The organism is Streptomyces sp. NPDC014676 (genome assembly GCF_043084105.1).
Classification (GTDB): domain Bacteria; phylum Actinomycetota; class Actinomycetes; order Streptomycetales; family Streptomycetaceae; genus Streptomyces.
Window position 1 is genome coordinate 185,588 of record NZ_JBIBZI010000001.1, and the last position, 20,265, is coordinate 205,852.

Sequence of the window (20,265 nt, forward strand, 5' to 3'; positions counted from 1 at the left end):
CTACAGGACCCCGGCGGGTGCTCCCGACCGCCGGCCGTCCGGCCGCCTCCGGCGGGGTCCGTCCGGCCGGCCGTACATCATTCGGACCGTCAGCATGCGCGTGCGGAGGACAGTTGCGAAACTGGCCGTCGTGCACGGACGTGACGAAATCGACCGGAAGTGTGAGGGGAATCGCATGGAGTCTCCGGTATTCGAGGAAATCGATCCGGCGGACGACTGCGACTGCCCCGGCTGCGGGCACTGGCGACGCGTTCTGCCGCATTCCCGGACCGGCCGCTTTCCCGGCCATCCGGCGGCGGCGCACCGGACCGCTCTCGTCGTGGCCGTCGCGGCGTCGGCCGCGGTGGCCGCGCCCGCGGTCGCCGCCCCCCAGGCCCAGCGGTCCGCCGGTCCGGACGTTCCCGCAGGTGACGAGCCGGGCACCCCGCAGGGGAGGCGGGCCCCGCTGCACGGTCCCGGCGGTCAGGCGGCCCGGCCCGCGAGCCCCGCACACCCCGCGCGGGTGTCCGCGATCACCCGCGCGGACATCGTCGAGCGGGCCCGGAACTGGGTCACCCGGAAGGTCCCGTACGGTGTGAACTCCTACTCGTCCGACGGTTACCGGCAGGACTGTTCGGGTTATGTCTCGATGGCCTGGCGGCTTCCCGGGAACGAATGGACCGGCAGCCTCGGGAAATACGCCGAGAGAATCACCAAGGACGAACTCCGGCCGGGCGACATCCTGCTGTTCCACAATGCGGCCGACCCGTACGGCGGATCACATGTGGTCCTTTTCGGCGGCTGGACGAACATCACCCGATCCCAGTACGTCGCCTATGAACAGACAGCGCCGCACACCCGCCGGAAGACCATCCCGTACGCCTACTGGAACAACTCCGCGCGTTATGTCCCGTACCGCTACAAGGGAGTGACCGACGGCGCGGCGGGGGTGGGGGCGTCCCTCCCGGCGGGCCGGATCCCGTTCCCCGGAGCGGCGTATTTCGGCCCCGGCGCGGAGAACGCGTACGTCGCCGAGCTCGGCCGGATGCTCGTCGCCCGCGGTGCCGGGCGCTTCTACTCCGCTCCCTCCGGACCGCGCTGGACGGACGCGGACCGCAGGGCGACCCGGGCGTTCCAGGAGGCCCAGGGGTGGCGGGGCGCGGCGGCGGACGGGCTGCCGGGGCCGCTGACCTGGGAGCTGCTGGTGACCGGCGCGGGCCGGGACGTACCAAACGGAGGTTCCGCTTCCGGCTCGCACGGGGTGCCGGGCTATCCGGGCCGGGCGTCGTTCCGGCCGGGCGCCGTCAACGACCACGTCACGCGGCTCGGGAGGCAACTGGTGAGGAAGGGGTTCGGCCGGTACTACACGAAGGGACCGGGCCCGCGCTGGGGCGAGGCCGACCGACGCAATGTGGAGGCCTTCCAGCGGGCGCAGGGCTGGCGGGGCGGGGCGGCGGACGGCTTTCCGGGCCCGGAGACCTGGCGGCGGCTCTTCCTCTCATGACGTCCCTTCACGGCATCCCTGGAAGTGACCGATGTGACGCATCTGGCGCGGAGGCTGGCGGCACGCATGACCACGACGACATCCCCGATCCCCGAGAACATCCCCGAGCCCGGGGGACCGGCGGACGCCGGTCCCCCGGACAGTCCTCCGGACGGCTCGGCGGCCGTCCGGCCGGTCCGGCTGATCCGTACCGAGTCCACCACCGAGATCCCCGTCCACCTGTTGTTCCGCGACGCCCCCGAGCCGGCGCCGGTGCGGCTGCGTCCGGCGGTCGTCGCCCGCCGGGCGGACGCGGACGGGAAGGCTCCGCGGAGTCAGGGCCAGGGCGCGGGCCCGGGACGGCGGGCCCGGCCGGCCGTCCCGCGGGTCGACCCCGAGCTGGTGGAGCGGCCCGCGCGGGTGCTGCCCGGCCTCGTGGGTGTGCTCGCCGGGGTGTGCGGGGCGGCCGGCTGTGCGGTCACCTCGTGGTGGGCGGGAGTGCTGCCGCCGCTGGTGGCCCAGGCGCTCGGACCGGCGGCGCACGCCGGCGCGGCGGGGCTGGGCCCCGCGCAGTGGGCGGCGTACGCGGGGGCCGGGGCGCTCGGCCTGTTCGGGTTCGGCGGGCTGGCCCGCGGGCGGACCGGGCGGGCCTGGGTGCTCGACCTGTTCGGCCGCTACCGGGGGACCGTCCGGCGGACCGGGCTGATGTGGATCAACCCGCTGCTGCTGCGCCGCCGGGTCGACGTGCGGCTGCGGCACTGGCGCGGTGAGCCGCTGCGGGCGGCCGACCGCAGCGGGGTCGCGCTGCGGGTGGCCCTCCTGGTGGTGTGGCGGGTGCGGGACACCGCGCGGGCGACGCTGGGCGTCGAGGACCACGAGGCGTACCTGCGCGCCTGCGTCGAGGCGGCGCTGGTGCGGGTGCCGGTGGCGGCGCCGGGCGCGGGCCAGGGGGCGGTGGAGGCGGCGCAGGACGCGCTGACCCGGCTGGTGGCGGCGGACACCGCACCGGTGGGGCTGGAGGTGTTCGCGGTGCGGCCGGTCCGGGTGGAGTACGCGCCCGAGGTGGCCGCCGCGATGCACCGGCGCCGGATCGCCGCGCTGGACGCCCAGCACCGGGCGAGCGTGCTCGGCTCGGTCGTGGACTCGGTGGAGGACACGGTGACCCGGCTGACCATGCGGGGGCTGGTGGAGCTGGACGACTACGAACGCAAGGTGCTGGTGAAGGACCTGACGGTGGCGTTCTGCGCGGGACGGGGGGAGGCGGGGCCGTGAACGGCGGGGGAACGGACCCTGCGATTGGTATGGACATGTTCAATCCGCGCCCATAATCTCAGACTTGGTCTAGACCTACCTGCACGGCTCACGGAAACTCCCCCACGTTCACCAGGAGCAGCAGCATGCGCACAAGGACCAAGACGTACGCAGCCGCGGTGGGGCTGGCCACGACCGGAGCACTCCTGCTCTCCTCCGGTGGTGCCAGCGGACACGGCTACACCGACCTGCCGGTCAGCCGGCAGAAGCTCTGCCAGAACGGCTCGGTGGCCAACTGCGGATCCATCCAGTGGGAGCCGCAGAGCGTCGAGGGCCCGAAGGGCTTCCCCGCCTCGGGCCCCGCCGACGGGCAGCTCTGTTCCGCGGGCAACACGCGGTTCGCCCAGCTCGACAGCCCGAAGACCCCCTCGGGCGGCGCCTGGCCCACGACCCGGGTGTCCGGCGGCCAGAACTACACCTTCCGGTGGCAGTTCACGGCGATGCACGCCACCACCGACTTCACGTACTACGTCACCAAGCCGGGCTGGAACCAGAACCACAACCTGTCCCGGTCCGACCTCAACCTCACGCCGTTCCTCACCGTGCCCTACAACGGCCAGCGTCCGCCGCAGACCCTCTCGCACAGCGGCCGGCTGCCGTCCGGGCTCAGCGGACACCACGTGATCCTCGCGGTGTGGACGGTCCACGACACGGGCAACGCGTTCTACGCCTGCTCGGACGTCACGTTCTGATCCCCGGGCACGCCAAAGGGCCTCTCGCTCCCACGAGAGGCCCTTCTCGGTGCGCCGCCAGGGACTCGAACCCCGGACCCGCTGATTAAGAGTCAGCTGCTCTAACCAACTGAGCTAGCGGCGCATGACTCCCGCCGTCCGCTTTCGCGGGCGGCGACGAGAAAAATACTACCTGGTCCCCGAGGGTGCTCCGGACCACCGCCGCCCGGGCGCGCTAGATCGTCAGCGACAGCAGCACCGGCGCCGCGTTCCGGTTGAGGGTCTCGGCGGCCTGGCGCAGGCGGTGGGCGTGCGCGAGGGGCAGGGACAGCGACAGGCAGCCCACCGAGGAGCCGGCCGTGATCGGGACGGCCGCGCAGACCGTGCCGACCGCGTACTCCTGGAGGTCGAGGACGGGCACGGTGGGCGGCTGCGCCGCCAGCCGGGAGAGCAGCAGCGTGTCACTGGTGATGGTGCGCGAGGTGAGCCGGGCCATCCGGTGCCGGGCGAGGTGGTCGCGCCGGGCGTCGTGGTCGAGCTGGGTGAGCAGGCTCTTGCCCATCGCGGTGGCGTGCGCGGAGTGACGGAAGTCCACCCACTCGTTGACCTTCGGGGTGGTGGGGCCGTCGGCGTACTGGGTGACCTTGACCTCGCCGTCGACGTACCGGCTGAGGTAGACGGCGGCGCCCACCCGGTCGCGGAGCCGGTCCAGGGTGCGCTGGAGCTTCTCGCGCAGCGCCTCCTCGTGTCCCTCGGCGGCGCCCAGGCGGGCGAAGGCCGCTCCGGTGACGTACCCGCCGTCGGCGATCTGCTCGACGTAGGCCTCTCGGCGCAGCATCCGCAGGAGCGTGGTCAGCCGCTCCGTGCCGAGGCCGGTCTCGCGGGCGATGTCGGTGTCGGTGACTCCTGTGGTGTGCCGCGCCACCGTCTCCAGGACACGCAGCGCGTCCTGGACCGAGTGGTACGACGCGGTCGGCTCGTGCCTCAGCGCCACGGTTTCCCCCTGCGCTCGCGTATGGGGCCGCAATCCGGTCAGCGAATCCCCTCCACGATAGCCGCCGAACGGCCTCGGGGAAGCGGGTGTTGACAAGATCGCGGCCCCCTCATCTGCGGCGCCGGCCCCCTGGCACATGCCAGGGGGATGACCCAGGGCGCGGACCTCGGGTATTGCCCCGCTCACGGCCCGTGATCACAGCACCGCGCTGAGGAATTCCCGTGTCCGGCCGTGCTCCGGCTCGCTGAAGATCTTCTCCGGCGCGCCCGCCTCGATGATCCGGCCCTGGTCGAACATCAGCACCTGGTCGGAGATGTCCCGGGCGAAGTTCATCTCGTGGGTCACGCAGAGCATGGTGATGTCGGTGGAGCGGGCGATGTCCCGCAGCACGTCCAGGACGCCCGCGACCAGCTCCGGGTCGAGTGCCGAGGTCACCTCGTCCAGCAGCAGCACCTGCGGCCGCATCGCCAGCGCCCGCGCGATCGCCACCCGCTGCTGCTGGCCGCCGGACAGTTGGGCGGGGTGCTTGTCGAGGTGGTCGGTCAGCCCGACCATCTCCAGCAGCTCCCGCGCCCGCTCCTCGGCCGCGTCCTTGGACATGCCGAGCACGGTGACCGGGGCCTCGGTGATGTTCCGCAGCACCGTCATGTTCGGGAACAGGTTGAACTGCTGGAACACCATCCCGATCTTCTTGCGGACCTCGCGGACCTGCTTCTCCGGCGCCGGGAAGAGCCGCTCCCCGTCGACGGTGATCGTGCCCTCGTCGGGCTTCAGCAGCGTCATCAGCAGCCGCAGGATCGTGGTCTTGCCCGAACCGGACGGACCGATCAGCGTGACGTGCTTGCCGGCGTCCACGGAGAAGTCCAGGTGGTCCAGGACCGTGTGGTCCCCGAACCGCTTGGTGACCCGCTCCAGCCGGATCAGCTCACCGCTGCCCACCGTGCTCTCGGGCTTCTTGCCGAACGGGGTGTGGGTGTCAGTGGACAAGGCGTCGCTCCAGGGCTCGCAGGGCAAGGGAGGCCAGGTAGGAGATGACGACGAAGGCGAAGCCGATCACCGTCAGGGGCTCGGTGAACTGGAAGTTCTGCTGCGAGAACAGCCGCGCCTCACCGAGCATCTCCAGCACGGTGATGGCCATCAGCAGCGGCGTGTCCTTCAGCATCGAGATGACGTAGTTGCCGAGCGCGGGCACCACCCGGCGCACGGCCTGCGGCAGGATCACCGCGGTCCACGTCCGGCGCAGCGGCAGGTTCAGCGCCGTCGCCGCCTCCCACTGGCCCACCGGCACGGCCTCGATACCCGCCCGGTAGACCTGCATCGTGTACGTCGAGTAGTGCAGCCCGATGGCGAAGACACCGGTGGTCAGCGCCGAGAAGGTCATGCCCCACTCGGGCAGCACGTAGAACAGGAAGAAGAGCTGCACCAGCAGCGGGGTGTTGCGGACGAACTCCGTCACCGCACCGACCGGCCAGGTCACCCAGCGCGTCGGCACCCGCGTCAGCAGCGCCCACACCAGGCCCAGCGCGAACGAGATCAGCGAACCCAGGACCAGGATCTGCAGGGTGACCAGCAGACCGTCCCAGAAGTGCGGCATGAAGTCGGAGACCGCGCTCCAGTCCCACGTCACGAGACACCACTTCCCTCGGGCACGCGCACGGCGGCGGTCGTCTTCCGCGGCGTCCTGCCGGCCCCCGCCTTCAGCTTCTTCTCCAGACCGCGCATCAGACGGGTCAGCAGGAAGGCGATCGCGAAGTAGATCAGCAGGACGTACGTGTAGATCTCCGCGCTCTCCTGCAGCGCCAGCCGCACCAGGTTGGCGCTGAACGCCAGGTCGCCCATGCCCATGATCGACACCAGGGCGGTGCCCTTGAGAAGCTCGATCAACAGGTTGGAGAAGGGCGGGATCATCTCCGGCACCGCCTGCGGCAGCAGGATCAGCCTCATCCGCTGCCAGGGCGTGAAGCTGAGCGCGATACCGCCCTCACGCTGGGCCGGGTCGACCGCGGCGAGGGCGCCGCGCACGATCTCCGAGCCGTACGCCCCGTAGGTCAGGCCGAGTGCCAGCGTGCCCGCCCACAGCGGTACGAGCTGCCAGCCGAAGGCCGGGGGCAGCACGAAGAACACCCAGAAGATCACCACAAGGGCCGAGGTCCCGCGGAACACCTCGGTGTAGAAGCCGGCGAGGAAGCGGACGATCCACAGCCGGTGGGTGCGCGCGACTCCCACGACGAAGGAGACCGCCGTCGCCAGCAGCGCGCTGAGCACGAGCAGTTGGACGGTGACCCAGACACCGTCGAGCACGCGTTCCCAGAGTCCCGATGTCATCCGCCGCAGAGCTCCTTCGCGGTCATGTCCGTCATCTCGTCCTCGGTGAAACCGAAGGGCTTGAGGATCCGGAGGAGCTCGCCGCTGTCCTTCAGCTTGCGCAGTTCGGCGTTGAAGGCGTCCCGCAGGCCGGTCTCGTTCGGCCGGAAGGCGAAACCGCCGCCGTCGACGTGCGGCTTCCCGCCGACGATCGGCTTGAAGGGCTCCGTCACCTCGGCCTTGGCCGACTTCTTCACCACTTCGCGGGTGGTGAGGGCGGTCCCGGCGAAGACGTCGGCGCGTCCGGCCTCGACGGCGTTCAGGCCGGCGACCTGATCGGGGACGATCAGGATGTCGCTCTCCTCGTACCCGGCCTCGACGGCGTACGCGATCTCCGCGTACCCGGTGCCGGTGGCGAACTTCGCCTTCTTCTCGACGACGTCCCGGTAGTCGCGCAGGCCCATCGGGTTGCCCTTGCGCACGATGAACGAGTCGAGCATCTGGTAGTCGGGGTCGGAGAAGATGACCTGCTGACAGCGGTCGGGGTTGATGTACATCCCGGCGGCCACGACGTCGAACTGCTGCGAGTTCAGCCCGGGTATGAGCGAGCCGAACTCGGTGGGCACCGGCTGCACCCGGTCCACGCCGAGCCGTTGGAAGACGACCTTGGCCAGCTCCGGCGCCTCACCGGTCAGATCGCCGTTCCTGTCGATGTAACCGAACGGGATCTCGCCGGCGATGCCCAGCCGGACGACGCCCGCCGCCTTGAGCCGGTCGAGCAGGTCACCACCGCCCGTGGCCGCCGCCGTGGGCACGCGGGAGCAGCCCGCGGCCCCCAGCGCGCCGAGCGCCGCGACCCCCGCGAGCAGCGACCGGCGTGAGGGCCCGGAGGCATCCCGGAATCGTCTCAGTGGTTGTAGTGGTGGAGCCATGGCGGCGCGGCTACCCGAAGCGATGCGAGTTATTCCGGCCGGTTTCGGCCCCGCTCGGCGGCCGGACGGTCTTGACCGGCGCGGGACGATGGGGGACGCGGCAGTCAGGTTCCCCGGGATCTCCCTGGTCGGGCGCGGGACCGGCCGCACGGCCCACCCTCCGGCGACCGGGCGCCGCTCACCCGCGGAGCCGTCCGGAAATCCCTTACGCCCCCCGCGGCCCGCGAGCCCCTCCGGGAAGAATCCGGGCGCCGGCCGGTCACGGGAGCCCGGGCCGGCCCGCGACGCCGTCCCACGGCTCGAAGCCGGACCGCGCACACCACTCATCTCGGCCAACCAGGTGGCCATGAGGGGCGGCGTTGCGCCGATGGGGTACCCGGACGGTGGGACCGCGTCGGCGCGCTCCGGGACCGTACCGCCGGATGTGCCGGACGTGCCGGAAGAGAAGCAGCAGGAAGGCTGGACATGACCGCACTGGGATTCCTCTACCCGGGCCACTCCGCAGAGGACGACTATCCGCGTATCGAGCAGTTGCTGGGCAGCGACATCCGGGTGGACCTGGTGCACACCGACATCGGTGAGGACGCGCACCGGGTGGACGCGCTGCGGGAGATGGGCTCGCCCGAGCGGCTGGCGGCGGGCCTGCAGCAGTTGCGTCTCTCGGGCGCCGAGGCGGTGGTGTGGGCCTGCACCAGCGGCGGTTTCGTGCACGGCTGGGAGGGCGCCCACGAGCAGGTGCGGGGCCTCGCCCTGGCGGCGGGGATGCCGGCGTCGTCGACGTCGTTCGCCTTCACGCACGCGACGCGGGAGGTCGGGGCGCGGCGGGTCGCCGTCGGCGCGACCTACCCGGACGACGTGGCCGTGCTCTTCGCGGACTTCCTGCGGGCCGGCGGCGTGGAGGTGACCGGGGTGCGAAGCTCCGGGAGCGTCACGGCGGCGGAGGTCGGCACCTGGGGCGAGGAGGAGCTGTTCGCGCTGGCCCGCGCGGCCGACACCCCGGACGCGGACGCGCTGCTGCTGCCGGACACGGCCCTGCACACGGTGGCGCACATCCCCGCCCTGGAGAAGGAGCTGGGCAAGCCGGTCCTGACCGCCAACCAGGTCACGGTCTGGGAGGCCCTGAGGCTGGCGGACCGCAGGGTGAACGCCCCGGAACTGGGCGCGCTGTTCACCCGGGAGCCGATCGTCCAGGTCTGAGGGCGCTTCGGTACAACCTTGATCGACTCGCGGCGGTCCCACTCCCGTGAGCCCTGTGTCGCGTCTGGGCGCGGGGTGCCGGAACCAGGGAGTGAACACCATGAGAGCCACCGTCGTCCGCCGTACCGTCCTGACCGTTTCCGCGGCCGCCCTCGCCCTTCTGGCCACCGCGTGTGGCGGCGGTGACGAGAAGGGCGGGGGCGAGGCGGCGAAGAGCGACGCCGCGTCGAGCGCTCCGGCGGCCAAGGCGCTGACCGCCGCCGAATTGGAGAAGCTCGTGATCGCCTCGGCCGACCTCAAGGACCACAAGGTCGTCGAGCCGGGCAAGGACGACGTCTCCGACCCCGGCACCCTCTCGGTCGAGCGGGCCGAGTGCGAGCCCGTCGCCCAGGCGCTGTCGTCCGTGCCGCTGGGCAAGCCGGCGGCGGGTGCCCAGCGGCTCGTCACCCAGGAGTCCGAGGCGGCGAAGAAGGGCATGCCGGACCTCGCGGAGCTGACGGAGAAGGAGGCCGAGGAGGCGATGCTCGACTCCCTCGACATCACCAAGACGATGACCTCCCTCCGGTCCTACGACGCCGACGGTGCGGAACAGGCCCTCTCCGCGCTGCGGGAGGCCGGCAAGAAGTGCGCCGGGGGCTTCAGCATGTCGGTCGACGGTGAGAAGCAGCAGGTCACCAAGATCACCGAGGAGAAGCTCGCGGCCGGCGAGGACGCGGTCGCCTGGACGGTGGGCACCAAGCTGGACGACACCTCCGCCGAGACGAAGGTCGTCGTCTTCCGTCAGGGCACCACGCTCGCCGCGTTCTCGTCCTTCAACATCGCGGCGATCACCCGGGGCGAGGCGTTCGAGCAGCCGACCGCCGTCATCGAGGCGCAGGAGGCCAAGCTCGGCTGATCCGGGCCCCGCCGCGGACCGGGGTGGCGCTTCCGTCCCGGCCCGCGGGGGCGGCGCCGTGCGGCGGACACGGAAGAACCCCGGTCCCGCTTCCGCGGGCCGGGGTTCTGTTCGAGCGCCGGGCAGGCCTTGCACCTGCATCTCCCCACAGGAAGTGGGGCGTCTTTCCTTGGACCACCAACGCGTGTCCACTGTCGGGGGCGACCCCCTCAGCGAGCAAGATGATCGTATCGCATGATCGTCGGGCGCGCACCTCGCCGGGTGCCGGGAAAGGGGAGGGAATAACCGGGGACCGTCTCCTGTTACGTCGCGCAGCGAACGTCACACCCCACAGGAGGCACCCCACCATGGCCGCAGACGCCGCAGAGGAGATCCGGGGCACCGCCCACGGCACCGCACCCGTCCCGCTCTCCGTGCTGGACCTGGTGACCGTCGGCGCGGGCCGGACCGCCACCGACGCGCTGCGGACCAGCGTGGACATCGCCCGCCTCGCCGAGTCCCGCGGCTTCCACCGCTACTGGGTCGCCGAGCACCACTCCATGCCCGGGGTGGCCTCCTCCTCGCCCGCCGTGATCCTGGCGCACCTCGCCGCGCACACCGAGCGCATCCGCCTGGGCTCCGGCGGGGTGATGCTGCCCAACCACGCGCCGCTGGTCATCGCCGAGCAGTTCGGCACGCTCGAAGCCATGGCGCCGGGGCGGATCGACCTCGGCCTCGGCCGCGCTCCCGGCACCGACGGCGCCACCGCGGCCGCCCTGCGCCGCTCCGACCGGCTGAACGAGGGCGCCGACGACTTCCCCCAGCAGCTCGCCGAGCTCACCCGCTTCCTCGACGACGACTTCCCCGACGGCCACCCCTACCGCCGCATCCACGCCGTCCCCGGCCCGGTGCAGGCGACGTCACCCGGCGGCGTGCAGTCCCCGCACCGCCCGCCGATCTGGCTGCTCGGCTCCTCCGGCTTCAGCGCCCGGCTGGCCGGCATGCTCGGCCTGCCCTTCGCCTTCGCCCACCACTTCTCGGCCCAGAACACCGTCCCCGCGCTGGACCTGTACCGCGAGACCTTCCGCCCGAGCGAGGTCCTCGACGCGCCGTACGCCCTCATCGGCGTCTCCGCGCTCGCCACGGACGACGAGAAGGAGGCCCGCCGCCAGGTGCTGGCCGCCGCGCTCAACATGGTCCGGCTGCGCACCGGCCGCCCCGGCCTCGTCCCCACCCCCGAGGAGGCGGAGGCGTACGACTTCAGCCCGATGGAGCGCGAGTTCGTCGACTCCTGGAACGCCAACGTCGTCCACGGCACCCCCGACGAGGTCCGCACCGGCCTGGACGACCTGCAGAAGCGCACCGGCGCCGACGAGCTGATGATCACCGCCAACGCCCACGGCGGCGACGTACGCCTGCGCTCCTACGAACTGATCGCCGATGCCTACGGATTGCCCACGCCCGCCTGAACCCCGGGCGTGCCCAGCAGCTCGGAGATACGGTCCGGCGACACCGGACGGGAGTACAGCCAGCCCTGACCGGTGTCGCATCCGATCCGGCGCAGCCGCGTCGCCTGCGCCGACGTCTCCACGCACTCCGCGGTGACCGTCAGGCCGAGCCGGTGGGCGAGCTGCACCATCGCCTCGACGATGACCTCGTCCGCCGGGTTCGGCGGGGCGGCGGCGCGCTCCTCGTACTGGAAGCCCCGGACGAAGGAGCCGTCCAGCTTCAGCACCGACACCGGCAGCCGGCTGAGGTAGGCCAGGTTCGAGTAGCCGGTGCCGAAGTCGTCGATGGCGATGCGCACGCCCATGTCGCTGAGCGCCTTCAGGGCCTGGATCGGCCGACCGGACGACCCCATCACCGCCGACTCGGTCAGCTCCAGTTGCAGCAGCTCCGGCGCGAGGCCCGTCTCCTCCAGGGTGTCGGCGACGTCCGCCACCAGGTCGGAGTCCCACACCTGGCGGACCGCCACGTTCACGCTGACGAAGATCGGCGGCTCGTCCGGGTGCTCCACCTGCCAGTCGCGGGCCTGCCGGCAGGCGGTGCGCAGCACCCAGCGGCCCAGCGGCACGATCGAGCCGTCCTCCTCCGCCAGTGAGATGAACCGATTCGGCGTCAGCGTGCCGAACCGCGGATGGTTCCAGCGGATCAGCGCCTCCACGCCGTGCACCCGGTCGTCCTCCATGCCCACCAGCGGCTGGTACTCCAGCGCGAACTCCCCCCGGTCGATGGCGGGGCGCAGCGTGGAGGCGAGGGCCTGGCGGGTCACGCGGGAGGCGTTGCGCTCCGGGTCGAAGAGCGTCCAGCGGGCCTTGCCGTCGGCCTTCGCCCAGTACAGCGTGGTGTCGGCGGCCTGCATCAGCGCGGTGGGCGTGGTCCCGGCGGCATGCCGCTCGACCACCCCGATCGACGCCGACACCGACAGCCTGCGCCCGGAGAGGTCGAAGGGCGCCTGGATCGCGTCGAGCAGCGACTCGGCGAGGTCGGCGAGCTGCTCGGTGCCGGTGGAGTCCTCCACCAGCAGCGCGAACTCGTCCCCGCCGAGCCGGGCGACCAGCGGCGTGCCGGTCCTGGCCGCGTCCTTCGCGCAGTGCCTGAGCCGCTCGGCGACGGCGGCAAGGAGCTGGTCGCCGACGCGGTGGCCCAGGGTGTCGTTGATCGCCTTGAACCCGTCCAGGTCGAGGTAGCACAGCCCGATCCGGCCGGTGCCGCCCTCCTCGTACGACTCCGCCTCCAGCGCGGCCGTCAGCCGTTCGAAGAACAGGGTGCGGTTGGGCAGCCGGGTCACCGGGTCGTGCATCCGCAGGTGCCGCAACTGCGCCTGGAGCTCGTGGTGGTCGCCGATGTCGGCGACCGACAGCAGTACGCCCCCGTCGTCGGCGGGCAGCGGGGCGACCGTCACCCGCACCCACAGCGCGTGCCCCTCCGGGTGCTTCAGCCGGCGGGTGCAGCGCAGCCGGGAGCGCTGTCCGCGCAGCAGCTCCCGGTAGGCGTGCCAGGTGCGGGCGTCGGAGGCCAGGTCCACCAGATCGGCGGCGACGGCACCGGGCAGGGTCTCCGGATCGCGGCCCAGCAGGGTGGCGAGGGCCGCGTTGGCGCCGGTCACCATGCCCTCACGGTCGACGACGGCCATGGCGAGCGGCGCGGCCGTGAAGACGGAGCGGTACGACGGGGACGGTGGGGGCGACGGGGACGGTGGGGGCGGGGACTCCGTACGCGGAGACGTGGTGATCTCACTCTCCGTGACCGTCGGCCGGTTGAGTTCCGCCGCGGGCGCCGGCCCTTCGGACGTTCCGCTCACCGCTCGCTCCCGCAGTGCACTCGATCGCTGTCCGTGCAGAAAGTCTCAGAGTCTCAGGAAAGTGTGCCGATCATAAGGGCCCACGCCGGGGCCTTCCAGTCACTGTCCGGTCTCCAGGGCGGATCCGCATCCCTGACCGACCGTTTTCGCCCACCGGCGGACGGCTTCTGCGACCCTCCGACCGATTGTGACGTTCCGTGAGTGCGCGGGGTGCCGGTCCCGCCCGGTCCCGCCCGGACACCCGCGTTTCTCACTCGTCCGGTGCAGCCGAACAGGGCGTAGTACGACAAATATGCACAGTCTGGGTGCGGTGTCCCGTGAACCGTCTCCCGGAGGTCCCCGTGCCGCGTCAGCTCACCCCGAGAGGACTCGGCCGTGAGGCTCTCCGGCGGAGGCCGGCACGACTGAGCCGATCGGGTGTACCGGGTCTACCGAGTACGTCGGGGGGCACGGGCGTACGGCCCCGGCTGCGCAGCACCGCCGCGATGTGCACCACCATGTCGGCGCTCGCGGCGACCTCGCTGGTGAACGTCCCCTCCGTCGCCGAGCCCTTCTCCGCGGCACCCTGCGCCCTCACCCGCACCACCGCCCACCACTCCGAGGGCCTGGACACCTGGAACACCGCCTACCCCCGCCCCGCCCGGCGCCTGGACGCGGTGATGGTCTTCCTCTCCTTCCCCGACTCCCACCCCCTGACCACGCCCGCCGAACTCGTCGCCGACCACTTCCCCGCCACCAGCCACTTCTTCGAGCGGGCCTCCTACGGCAGGTTCACCCTGCGCCCGCACCCCCTGCGGCAGTGGTTCCGCATGCCCCGCCCCTCCACGGAGTACGCCATACAGCGCGACTGGACCGTCACCGACCGGGCCGCCTACCTGCGGGACGCGCTCGCCGTGACCGACCGGCACGTCGACTTCTCGCGCTACGACATCGTGTACTTCGTCGCCGACCCGGACGCGCCGGGCGTGGACTCCGACGCCACGAAGGTCGTCAACCTGGACACCCCGCTGCGCGCCGACGACACCGACATCCGCCGGGTCGTCACCGTGTTCGAGAACCACCCCCCGGACCGGCTCGTCCTCGCCCATGAGACCGGCCACGTCTTCGACCTGCCCGACCTCTACCACCGGCCCGTGGACGGCAAGGGCGACTGGGACACCCACGTCGGCGACTGGGACCTCATGGGCAGCCAGTTCGCCCTCGCCCCCGACCTCTTCGGCTGGCACAAGTGGAAGCTGGGCTGGCTGGAGTCCCGGCAGGTGCGGTGCGTGCAGGACGCGGGGCCGGTACGGCTGACGCTGGAGCCGCTCGGGGCGGGACCGGGGACGCCGGTGACGAGCGCCGCCGGGGCGCCCTCCTTCGGCCTCGGCCGGGGCACCAAGCTCGCGGTGGTGCGCACCGGCTCCGACAGCGCGCTCGCCTTCGAGGCCCGGGGGCCGGTCGGCAACGACATGAGGGCCTGCCGGCAGGGGGTGCTGGTGTACAGGGTGAGCAGCGGCACCCGGTCCGGACGCGGCCCCATCGAGGTCGTCGACGCCCACCCGCACACCGAGGCGTGCTGGGAGGACTCGGTCTACCCGCCGCTCGCCGACGCCCCGGTGGCCCTCGGCGAGAGCTTCACGGTGCCGGGGACGACCGTACGGGTGGAGGTGGAGGGACGTACGCCGTCGGGGGCGTGGACGGTGAGGATCACCACACGGTAGACGCGACGAAGGCCCCTCGCTTCCGCGAGAGGCCTTCACCGTGTCGTGCGCCGCCAGGGACTCGAACCCCGGACCCGCTGATTAAGAGTCAGCTGCTCTAACCAACTGAGCTAGCGGCGCCTGCTGACGTCGTAGACATTAGCATCCTGGTCGGCGGGAGGAAAAATCGAAATTCGCACGGCCTCGCGGGCCGCCCGCACGGCCGCCCACAGCAGCACCTCCGGGCCCGGCAGCCAGGGGTGACGGGTGTCCGGGGCGACGAGCCAGCGGGAGCCGGAACGGGGGGTGGGCGCGGGGACGGTCACCGCGTCGCCGGTGCCGTGGCACAGCAGCGGCGGAACACCGTCCGTGCGTGAGCCGTGGGCGCCCCACTCCTCCCACTCCATGAGGGCCGGGAGCCGCTGGGCCGTGCCGGGCGCGGCGAACAGCAGCATCCGCCCCCGGAACTCCGCGACCGGCCCCGACCCCGGACCCTCGTCCCACATCCGGTCCAGCATCCGCCGCCCGAAGATCGTGGGCACGCTCACCACGTCGAAGACCGCACCGCAGGGCAGCACGACCGGCGCCTCCGGCCGCTCCCCCCAGTGCGAGAGCGTGCTGCGCGGATACGTACCCGCCGAGGCGAGCCAGGCGGCACCGTCGGGGGTGACGCCGCTGACGTCGGAGGCATTCCGTGTGCTGCTCATGACGGACAGGTCTACCCTGAGTGAGGGAAAGCTTCCGCAGGGTTGCGGGAATCGGGGACGCGGGGGCGGGGGAGGGGGTATCTTGCCCGCCCGGCATATGCGTATGCGCGACTGCACCGTCTGCACAAGGCCGTACGAGCCATAGGAGCCATACGGACTGGGCGGGCCGTACGCGCTATACGGGATCGGCGTGCCCGGAGCCGCCGCCCTCGCCGCCCCGCATCAGGTCCCGGCCGAACTCGACCATCTTCTTCGCGTAGTCCTCGGTCCACTCGGCGCGCTCGGCGATGTCCGCCGGCGTCAGCCGGTCGAAGCGGCGGGGGTCGGCGAGCTGGGCCGCCGCCACCGCCTGGAACTCCGTCGCCCGGTCCGCCGCGGCACGGAACGCGAGCGTCAGCTCCGTCGACCGCTCCAGCAGCTCACGCGGATCCTCGATCGACTCCAGGTCGAAGAAGTGCTCGGGGTCGGAGGCCGCCTCCGCGGGCTCGAACAGCAGGGGCGCGGGGCGTAGCCGCGGCTGGTCCCGGCGCGGCGTGTGCTCCGCCATGACTTCTCCTTCGTACGTCGTGATCGCCCCCTCGATGTCGGGCGGGCCACCGTCCATTGTCCCGCGTCCCCGCAAGAGGGCCTGAGGGCCACGTCCCCGGGCACCGCGTGAATGGCTTCCCAGCCGTCCGGGCCGTATGCATGGGCTTGCTGTTCCCCGCTGGGGACCCCAAGAGCGGCGCGGCAGCCGTGAACGCCGCTACGGCAGCAAGGGGACGGCGGCACCGGTGATTCCTCTGATCAGGGTGCGGCGCGAGAAATCGGTGTTCATGAGATCACTCCAGAAGTCTTTCCGGCTCGCTTGCGCAGGTGTACGGAGGTGCCGGCCGAGACGAGGGCGGCACCCGCCGGCAGGCACACGAAGACGGTGACCGACGTCGAGACGTACTCCACGGTCGACCCGTCGGAGTACACGCAGGCGTTTCGAAGAGGCCAGTACGAATGCTCGATGGCCGCCAGGTCGGCGCCGGCGTCGTTCCGGTTCGTGCACAGTTCGGGGAAAGGCCCGCCCATGGTGACGGAGAACCAGCCGTAGCAGTACACCGCCACCGCCGAGGAGGCCAGGATCAGGGCGACGAGCGCGTAGACCCCGGGCACGGGCAGCGGCGGGTGGTTCAGCAGGATGAGGACCACCACGACGCCCACCGCCGCGGTGACCAGACTCGCAGCCGGCAACGCGCCCATCAGGAACATATGAGGCCCACCTCTTCCCTGCCTTCTGCGCGGCAGCGCGAACGTCGACGCGACATCGGGCCTGCACAGCGTCTTGCGGCAGAAGTACCAGGGGGCGATGTGTGTTGTCCGAGCGGCTCCATCCGCCGTAGGACGTGAGCAGGTCTCCGCCCCGGCTCGCCAGTCCGGCGCGGTTCGCCTTTCCCGTCCCGGCGTTGCCCTTCGGGAGGAAAAATCGAAATCCGCACGGCCGCGGGGCCGTAACCGCGGCTGCTCGGCCTCGCGGTCGGCCGCGAGGACGGTCCGGGGAGTGGCACGTGACACTCCTTGGTGAACCGTCACCAAGAACCACATATCCATCGGCAAACGTAATGATCATCACGTGAGCTAAGTGGATCTTGTGGCGTCATGGTCCGTTTGCTGCCCGTTGACCTGTCGCTCTGCTGTGAGTTTGGTTACCGGAGGCAATGGTGTGGGCGGGGTATGGCGAGGATGTGGAGCCGAAGTCAAGGCGTGGTCAAGCCTGTTGGGGGCTGTTGGGCGTGGTGTCGGCCTCGCCTCGAAGTGCGGCGGATTCTGACGCCGATGGCATGACGGAGGCCGAAGCGGTGGCACGCCTCGGGCTTTCGTGAAGCGGGCCGTCCGGTAGGCGGTCGGGGGGTCGGAAAGTTCCTCCGGTCAGGACCGGCTGTCACGCGTCGGAGCCCCACCCTTGTCCCGTACATGATTGCCGGGGAGGCCGCGCGGTGTGGAGATCTCCTCATGCGGACGAACTATCGATGGAGATGTGATGAAGAGCATCCGCTTGACGAAAAGGGCCGCTGCCCTCGCTGCGTCCTTCGCGGCCGTGGCGGCCGTGATGACGACCGCCCAGCCGGCGAACGCGGCGGAGTACACCGTCACGGACAACTGTGACGTTCCGTGGATCACCTGCTCGTACGGTGACCTGTGGCTGTTCTACAACTCCAAGGACATCGCCATCCAGGACGGCTACATCAAGTCGGCGTACGCGACGTTCTACAGCAACGTGTCCGACCACTGGGGAACGAGCCAGTACCAGGGCTCGTCGCTGACGACCTACCGGTACGTCTTCGGCAGCGGCGGCAACGGCAACGGCCAGTACATGAAGAACAACGCGGCGTCCGTGCAGAACTGCGCCCGGGACGACAACTACCGCGTGTACTACAACTCCGGTTACGGCGGCACCTCCCAGTACTTCGCGAAGAACGGCCCCTACGGGGACTGCAACATCACCGACCTGATCTCCGCGCTGAAGAACAACAACGCGTCCTCCCACTTCGCTTAAGAAGGAACCCCCGTGAAGCGCATCAAGCGGACCGCCACCACCGTAGCCCTGGCCGCTTCGGCTCTCCTGGTCAGTGCCTGCTCCTCCGGCACCACTGGGGGGACCGCGGAGAACGTGGCCGACGACAGACCGGTCGTGAACAAGGAGAACTGGCCCAAGAAGGTTCCCACCAGTGGTCTGACCAAGGACCTGACCCTTCCGCTGGAGGCGTACATGGCCTCCTACGAGGACCAGGTCACCGTCGAGCAGGCCGCCAACGACCTCCAGCAGTCCTGCATGAAGGACTACGGCATCGACCTGACGCTGCCGCGGGCCGGCGCCAACCCGCCTCCCAGTGACAACGACGCCAACATCGAACGCCGCTACGGCCTCACCGACCGGGCCCAGGCCGAGAAGTACGGCTACGAGCTCCCCCCGGCGCTGCAGGAGCACACCGAGCAGCCCATGCGCGAGCTGTCCGGTGTCGAGGTCGAGGTCCTGACCGGCCACACCAAGCCCGAGCAGGCCGAGGCCCCTCAAGGGGCCAGGGCGGCGGGGCCGCTCGCCGCCCCCGGCCAGAGCGTGAAGCCGGCGCGGGCGGAGTACAACGGGAAGAAGCTGAGGACGGGCGGCTGCATCGGCTGGTCCAAGGAACAACTCGGCGTGCAGGAAACCGACCCGCTCACCGTGGCGGAGCTCGCCGGGGACAGCCTGATGGAATCGATGAAGGACGACAAGGTCGTCAAGGCCGTCGCCGCGTGGTCGTCGTGCATGGACGGCAAGGGACACCCGGGTCTCGCCGATCCGTACAAGGCGATGGACCAGGGTGTCACGATCGACGGGAAGCCGTCACAGGAGTCCATCGCCCTGGCGGTCGACGACATCGACTGCAAGGAGCGGACGGACCTGGTGAAGATCTGGTTCGGGGTGGAGACCGCGATCCAGAACAAGCAGATCACCGACAACAAGAGCCGGCTGACCGGCATCAAGGAGCAGCACGGCAAGGAAATCGCCGCCGCGCGCAAGCAGATGGCGGCTTCCGCACGGTAAAGGCCGACGTCGTGTGTGCCCGGACCGCGCACGGTCCGGGCACCACGACGTCAGCCGGCGGCGTGTGTGCCCGCCTCCGGGGCACGGACGGCGCCGCCGGAAGCCCTTCCGGAGTTCCGGTGACGCGTCGCGCGGGGCGGCCTGGGCCCTCCGCGGTGTCAGGCCGCCTGTAGACCGGCGAGCTTCTTCGCGGCCTTGACGCGCTCGGGGGCCTCGATGATCTGGGTTCCGGCCCCCTTGCCGGGGGTGACGCTCCACTGCCTGAGGGTCTGTGCGACCTGGGCGAGCTTCGCCGAACCCGGCGGGACGTCGATGAAGAAGACCGACTCCTTGGGCGACTTCGTGTCGCCGCCCCACCTGACGACACCCTGGAGCTCGGCGAGGATGTCCCGGATCGCCGTGACCTGATGGGGGAAGAAGTTGCCCTTGACCCCGAGCGGGTAGTTGTCCGGGTACAGCGCCAGCGCGGTACCCGACAGGTGGTTGGACTCGAAGTCCGCCTCCACCCGCCGGTCGTCGCTGTACCCGATGACCTGCCCGCGGCTCGCTTCGAGCCGGGTGACGTCGTAATGGAAGCGCTGCGCCACATAGGTCAGGACGGTCCCCACGTCACCTTCTCGCAGGACGACCCGGAGGTCCGTTCCCGGTATGTCGTAGGGGGCGGTGCCCGACGAGCGCGCGGTGAGGACGTCCCAGCCGTTCGCCGATCTGGGCCCCTTCCACGAGGCGTCGGCGGCCTGGGCGGTGCCGGGAGCGAGGAGGACCTCCCCCGTGGTGAGCAGTGTGGCTCCGGCGGCGGCACCGGTGATTCCTCTGATCAGGGTGCGGCGCGAGAAATCGGTGTTCATGAGATCACTCCAGAAGTTTTTCTGACTCGCTTGCGCAGGTGTACGGAGGTGCCGGCCGAGACGAGGGCGGCACCCGCCAGCAGGCACACGAAGACGGTGACCGACGTCGAGACGTACTCCACGGTCGACCCGTCGGAGTACACGCAGGCGTTTCGAAGAGGCCAGTACGAATGCTCGATGGCCGCCAGGTCGGCGCCGGCGTCGTTCCGGTTCGTGCACAGTTCGGGGAAAGGCCCGCCCATGGTGACGGAGAACCAGCCGTAGCAGTACACCGCCACCGCCGAGGAGGCCAGGATCAGGGCGACGAGCGCGTAGACCCCGGGCACGGGCAGCGGCGGGTGGTTCAGCAGGATGAGGACCACCACGACGCCCACCGCCGCGGTGACCAGACTCGCAGCCAGCAACGCGCCCATCAGGAACATGTGA

20 protein-coding genes and 2 tRNA genes are annotated in these 20,265 nt (G+C 71.0%); 9 read left to right on the plus strand and 13 right to left on the minus strand.

The window, feature by feature from the left end; all coding sequences use genetic code 11:
• The first annotated feature begins 175 nt into the window (after positions 1-175).
• From ACF1DX_RS00880 to ACF1DX_RS00890, 3 genes are all read left to right on the plus strand, one after another.
• Positions 176-1,483 carry a peptidoglycan-binding protein gene (locus ACF1DX_RS00880; RefSeq protein WP_391789118.1) on the plus strand — a complete coding sequence of 436 codons (1,308 nt, stop codon included), beginning with the start codon at positions 176-178 and terminating at the stop codon, positions 1,481-1,483.
• A gap of 66 nt (positions 1,484-1,549) precedes the next feature.
• Positions 1,550-2,734 (plus strand): SPFH domain-containing protein, encoded by a 1,185-nt coding sequence (locus tag ACF1DX_RS00885; RefSeq protein WP_391789119.1) that lies wholly within the window; start codon positions 1,550-1,552, stop codon positions 2,732-2,734.
• 125 nt (positions 2,735-2,859) lie between these two features.
• Positions 2,860-3,465, plus strand: coding sequence for a lytic polysaccharide monooxygenase (locus ACF1DX_RS00890; RefSeq protein WP_391789120.1), 606 nt, complete (start codon positions 2,860-2,862; stop codon positions 3,463-3,465).
• Positions 3,466-3,515: 50 nt separating this feature from the next.
• Here ACF1DX_RS00890 and ACF1DX_RS00895 read toward each other — a convergent pair.
• The 6 genes from ACF1DX_RS00895 to ehuB form a co-directional block, all read right to left on the minus strand.
• Positions 3,516-3,589: transfer RNA gene (locus ACF1DX_RS00895), tRNA-Lys, on the minus strand.
• A gap of 90 nt (positions 3,590-3,679) precedes the next feature.
• On the minus strand, positions 3,680-4,438 hold the full coding sequence (locus tag ACF1DX_RS00900; RefSeq protein WP_391789121.1) for an IclR family transcriptional regulator: 759 nt from the start codon (positions 4,436-4,438) through the stop codon (positions 3,680-3,682).
• Positions 4,439-4,633: 195 nt separating this feature from the next.
• On the minus strand, positions 4,634-5,425 hold the full coding sequence (ehuA, locus tag ACF1DX_RS00905; protein WP_391789122.1) for an ectoine/hydroxyectoine ABC transporter ATP-binding protein EhuA: 792 nt from the start codon (positions 5,423-5,425) through the stop codon (positions 4,634-4,636).
• Entirely contained in the window at positions 5,415-6,065 is a 651-nt protein-coding gene (gene ehuD, locus ACF1DX_RS00910; protein WP_391789123.1) for an ectoine/hydroxyectoine ABC transporter permease subunit EhuD, read from the minus strand. Before ehuD ends, ehuA begins: the two co-directional genes overlap by 11 nt.
• Positions 6,062-6,763, minus strand: a complete 702-nt coding sequence (ehuC, locus tag ACF1DX_RS00915) for an ectoine/hydroxyectoine ABC transporter permease subunit EhuC (RefSeq protein WP_391789124.1) — start codon at positions 6,761-6,763, stop codon at positions 6,062-6,064. Before ehuC ends, ehuD begins: the two co-directional genes overlap by 4 nt.
• A complete protein-coding gene (ehuB, locus tag ACF1DX_RS00920; protein WP_391789125.1) occupies positions 6,760-7,674 on the minus strand; it encodes an ectoine/hydroxyectoine ABC transporter substrate-binding protein EhuB in 915 nt (304 codons plus the stop codon). Before ehuB ends, ehuC begins: the two co-directional genes overlap by 4 nt.
• A gap of 465 nt (positions 7,675-8,139) precedes the next feature.
• Here ehuB and ACF1DX_RS00925 point away from each other — a divergent pair, with 465 nt between their 5' ends.
• The 3 genes from ACF1DX_RS00925 (at position 8,140) to ACF1DX_RS00935 (ending at position 11,214) form a co-directional block, all read left to right on the plus strand.
• Positions 8,140-8,871, plus strand: coding sequence for a decarboxylase (locus ACF1DX_RS00925; RefSeq protein ID WP_391789126.1), 732 nt, complete (start codon positions 8,140-8,142; stop codon positions 8,869-8,871).
• A gap of 100 nt (positions 8,872-8,971) precedes the next feature.
• Entirely contained in the window at positions 8,972-9,766 is a 795-nt protein-coding gene (locus ACF1DX_RS00930; RefSeq protein ID WP_391789127.1) for a hypothetical protein, read from the plus strand.
• A gap of 347 nt (positions 9,767-10,113) precedes the next feature.
• Positions 10,114-11,214, plus strand: coding sequence for an LLM class flavin-dependent oxidoreductase (locus ACF1DX_RS00935; RefSeq protein ID WP_391789128.1), 1,101 nt, complete (start codon positions 10,114-10,116; stop codon positions 11,212-11,214).
• Here the strand turns inward: ACF1DX_RS00935 and ACF1DX_RS00940 are convergent.
• Positions 11,190-13,049 (minus strand): putative bifunctional diguanylate cyclase/phosphodiesterase, encoded by a 1,860-nt coding sequence (locus tag ACF1DX_RS00940; RefSeq protein ID WP_391789129.1) that lies wholly within the window; start codon positions 13,047-13,049, stop codon positions 11,190-11,192. The two genes, ACF1DX_RS00935 and ACF1DX_RS00940, sit on opposite strands and share 25 nt — an antisense overlap.
• Before the next feature lie 485 nt (positions 13,050-13,534).
• Between ACF1DX_RS00940 and ACF1DX_RS00945 the strand changes: the two genes are divergently transcribed.
• Positions 13,535-14,752, plus strand: coding sequence for a M6 family metalloprotease domain-containing protein (locus ACF1DX_RS00945; protein ID WP_391789130.1), 1,218 nt, complete (start codon positions 13,535-13,537; stop codon positions 14,750-14,752).
• Positions 14,753-14,798: 46 nt separating this feature from the next.
• Here the strand turns inward: ACF1DX_RS00945 and ACF1DX_RS00950 are convergent.
• The 4 genes from ACF1DX_RS00950 to ACF1DX_RS00965 all read right to left on the minus strand — a co-directional run bounded on the left by ACF1DX_RS00950 (position 14,799) and on the right by ACF1DX_RS00965 (position 16,677).
• Positions 14,799-14,872, minus strand: a tRNA-Lys gene (locus tag ACF1DX_RS00950).
• Positions 14,863-15,438 carry a bifunctional DNA primase/polymerase gene (locus ACF1DX_RS00955; protein WP_391789131.1) on the minus strand — a complete coding sequence of 192 codons (576 nt, stop codon included), beginning with the start codon at positions 15,436-15,438 and terminating at the stop codon, positions 14,863-14,865. The genes ACF1DX_RS00950 and ACF1DX_RS00955 overlap by 10 nt, the downstream gene beginning before the upstream one ends.
• Before the next feature lie 175 nt (positions 15,439-15,613).
• Positions 15,614-15,985, minus strand: a complete 372-nt coding sequence (locus ACF1DX_RS00960) for a hypothetical protein (protein WP_391789132.1) — start codon at positions 15,983-15,985, stop codon at positions 15,614-15,616.
• 266 nt (positions 15,986-16,251) lie between these two features.
• Complete coding sequence (locus ACF1DX_RS00965; protein ID WP_391789133.1) at positions 16,252-16,677, minus strand: hypothetical protein; 426 nt, start codon at positions 16,675-16,677, stop codon at positions 16,252-16,254.
• A gap of 769 nt (positions 16,678-17,446) precedes the next feature.
• Here ACF1DX_RS00965 and ACF1DX_RS00970 point away from each other — a divergent pair.
• Entirely contained in the window at positions 17,447-17,962 is a 516-nt protein-coding gene (locus tag ACF1DX_RS00970) for a hypothetical protein (protein ID WP_391789134.1), read from the plus strand.
• Positions 17,963-17,974: 12 nt separating this feature from the next.
• A complete protein-coding gene (locus ACF1DX_RS00975; protein ID WP_391789135.1) occupies positions 17,975-18,991 on the plus strand; it encodes a hypothetical protein in 1,017 nt (338 codons plus the stop codon).
• 158 nt (positions 18,992-19,149) lie between these two features.
• Here ACF1DX_RS00975 and ACF1DX_RS00980 read toward each other — a convergent pair whose 3' ends face one another.
• Positions 19,150-19,839 (minus strand): hypothetical protein, encoded by a 690-nt coding sequence (locus ACF1DX_RS00980; RefSeq protein ID WP_391789136.1) that lies wholly within the window; start codon positions 19,837-19,839, stop codon positions 19,150-19,152.
• Positions 19,836-20,261 carry a hypothetical protein gene (locus ACF1DX_RS00985; RefSeq protein ID WP_391789137.1) on the minus strand — a complete coding sequence of 142 codons (426 nt, stop codon included), beginning with the start codon at positions 20,259-20,261 and terminating at the stop codon, positions 19,836-19,838. The genes ACF1DX_RS00980 and ACF1DX_RS00985 overlap by 4 nt, the downstream gene beginning before the upstream one ends.
• Between the last annotated feature and the right edge of the window lie 4 nt (positions 20,262-20,265).

Excerpts from the sequence above, each read along its gene's own strand:
- ACF1DX_RS00880 (WP_391789118.1), top strand. The coding sequence starts at position 176 with ATGGAGTCTCCGGTATTCGAGGAAATCGATCCGGCGGACGACTGCGAC.
- ACF1DX_RS00885 (WP_391789119.1), top strand. The coding sequence starts at position 1,550 with ATGACCACGACGACATCCCCGATCCCCGAGAACATCCCCGAGCCCGGG.
- ACF1DX_RS00890 (WP_391789120.1), top strand. The coding sequence starts at position 2,860 with ATGCGCACAAGGACCAAGACGTACGCAGCCGCGGTGGGGCTGGCCACG.
- ehuC (WP_391789124.1), bottom strand. The coding sequence starts at position 6,763 with ATGACATCGGGACTCTGGGAACGCGTGCTCGACGGTGTCTGGGTCACC.
- ehuB (WP_391789125.1), bottom strand. The coding sequence starts at position 7,674 with ATGGCTCCACCACTACAACCACTGAGACGATTCCGGGATGCCTCCGGG.
- ACF1DX_RS00925 (WP_391789126.1), top strand. The coding sequence starts at position 8,140 with ATGACCGCACTGGGATTCCTCTACCCGGGCCACTCCGCAGAGGACGAC.
- ACF1DX_RS00930 (WP_391789127.1), top strand. The coding sequence starts at position 8,972 with ATGAGAGCCACCGTCGTCCGCCGTACCGTCCTGACCGTTTCCGCGGCC.
- ACF1DX_RS00935 (WP_391789128.1), top strand. The coding sequence starts at position 10,114 with ATGGCCGCAGACGCCGCAGAGGAGATCCGGGGCACCGCCCACGGCACC.
- ACF1DX_RS00945 (WP_391789130.1), top strand. The coding sequence starts at position 13,535 with ATGTGCACCACCATGTCGGCGCTCGCGGCGACCTCGCTGGTGAACGTC.
- ACF1DX_RS00955 (WP_391789131.1), bottom strand. The coding sequence starts at position 15,438 with ATGAGCAGCACACGGAATGCCTCCGACGTCAGCGGCGTCACCCCCGAC.
- ACF1DX_RS00960 (WP_391789132.1), bottom strand. The coding sequence starts at position 15,985 with ATGGCGGAGCACACGCCGCGCCGGGACCAGCCGCGGCTACGCCCCGCG.
- ACF1DX_RS00965 (WP_391789133.1), bottom strand. The coding sequence starts at position 16,677 with ATGTTCCTGATGGGCGCGTTGCCGGCTGCGAGTCTGGTCACCGCGGCG.
- ACF1DX_RS00970 (WP_391789134.1), top strand. The coding sequence starts at position 17,447 with ATGAAGAGCATCCGCTTGACGAAAAGGGCCGCTGCCCTCGCTGCGTCC.
- ACF1DX_RS00980 (WP_391789136.1), bottom strand. The coding sequence starts at position 19,839 with ATGAACACCGATTTCTCGCGCCGCACCCTGATCAGAGGAATCACCGGT.
- ACF1DX_RS00985 (WP_391789137.1), bottom strand. The coding sequence starts at position 20,261 with ATGTTCCTGATGGGCGCGTTGCTGGCTGCGAGTCTGGTCACCGCGGCG.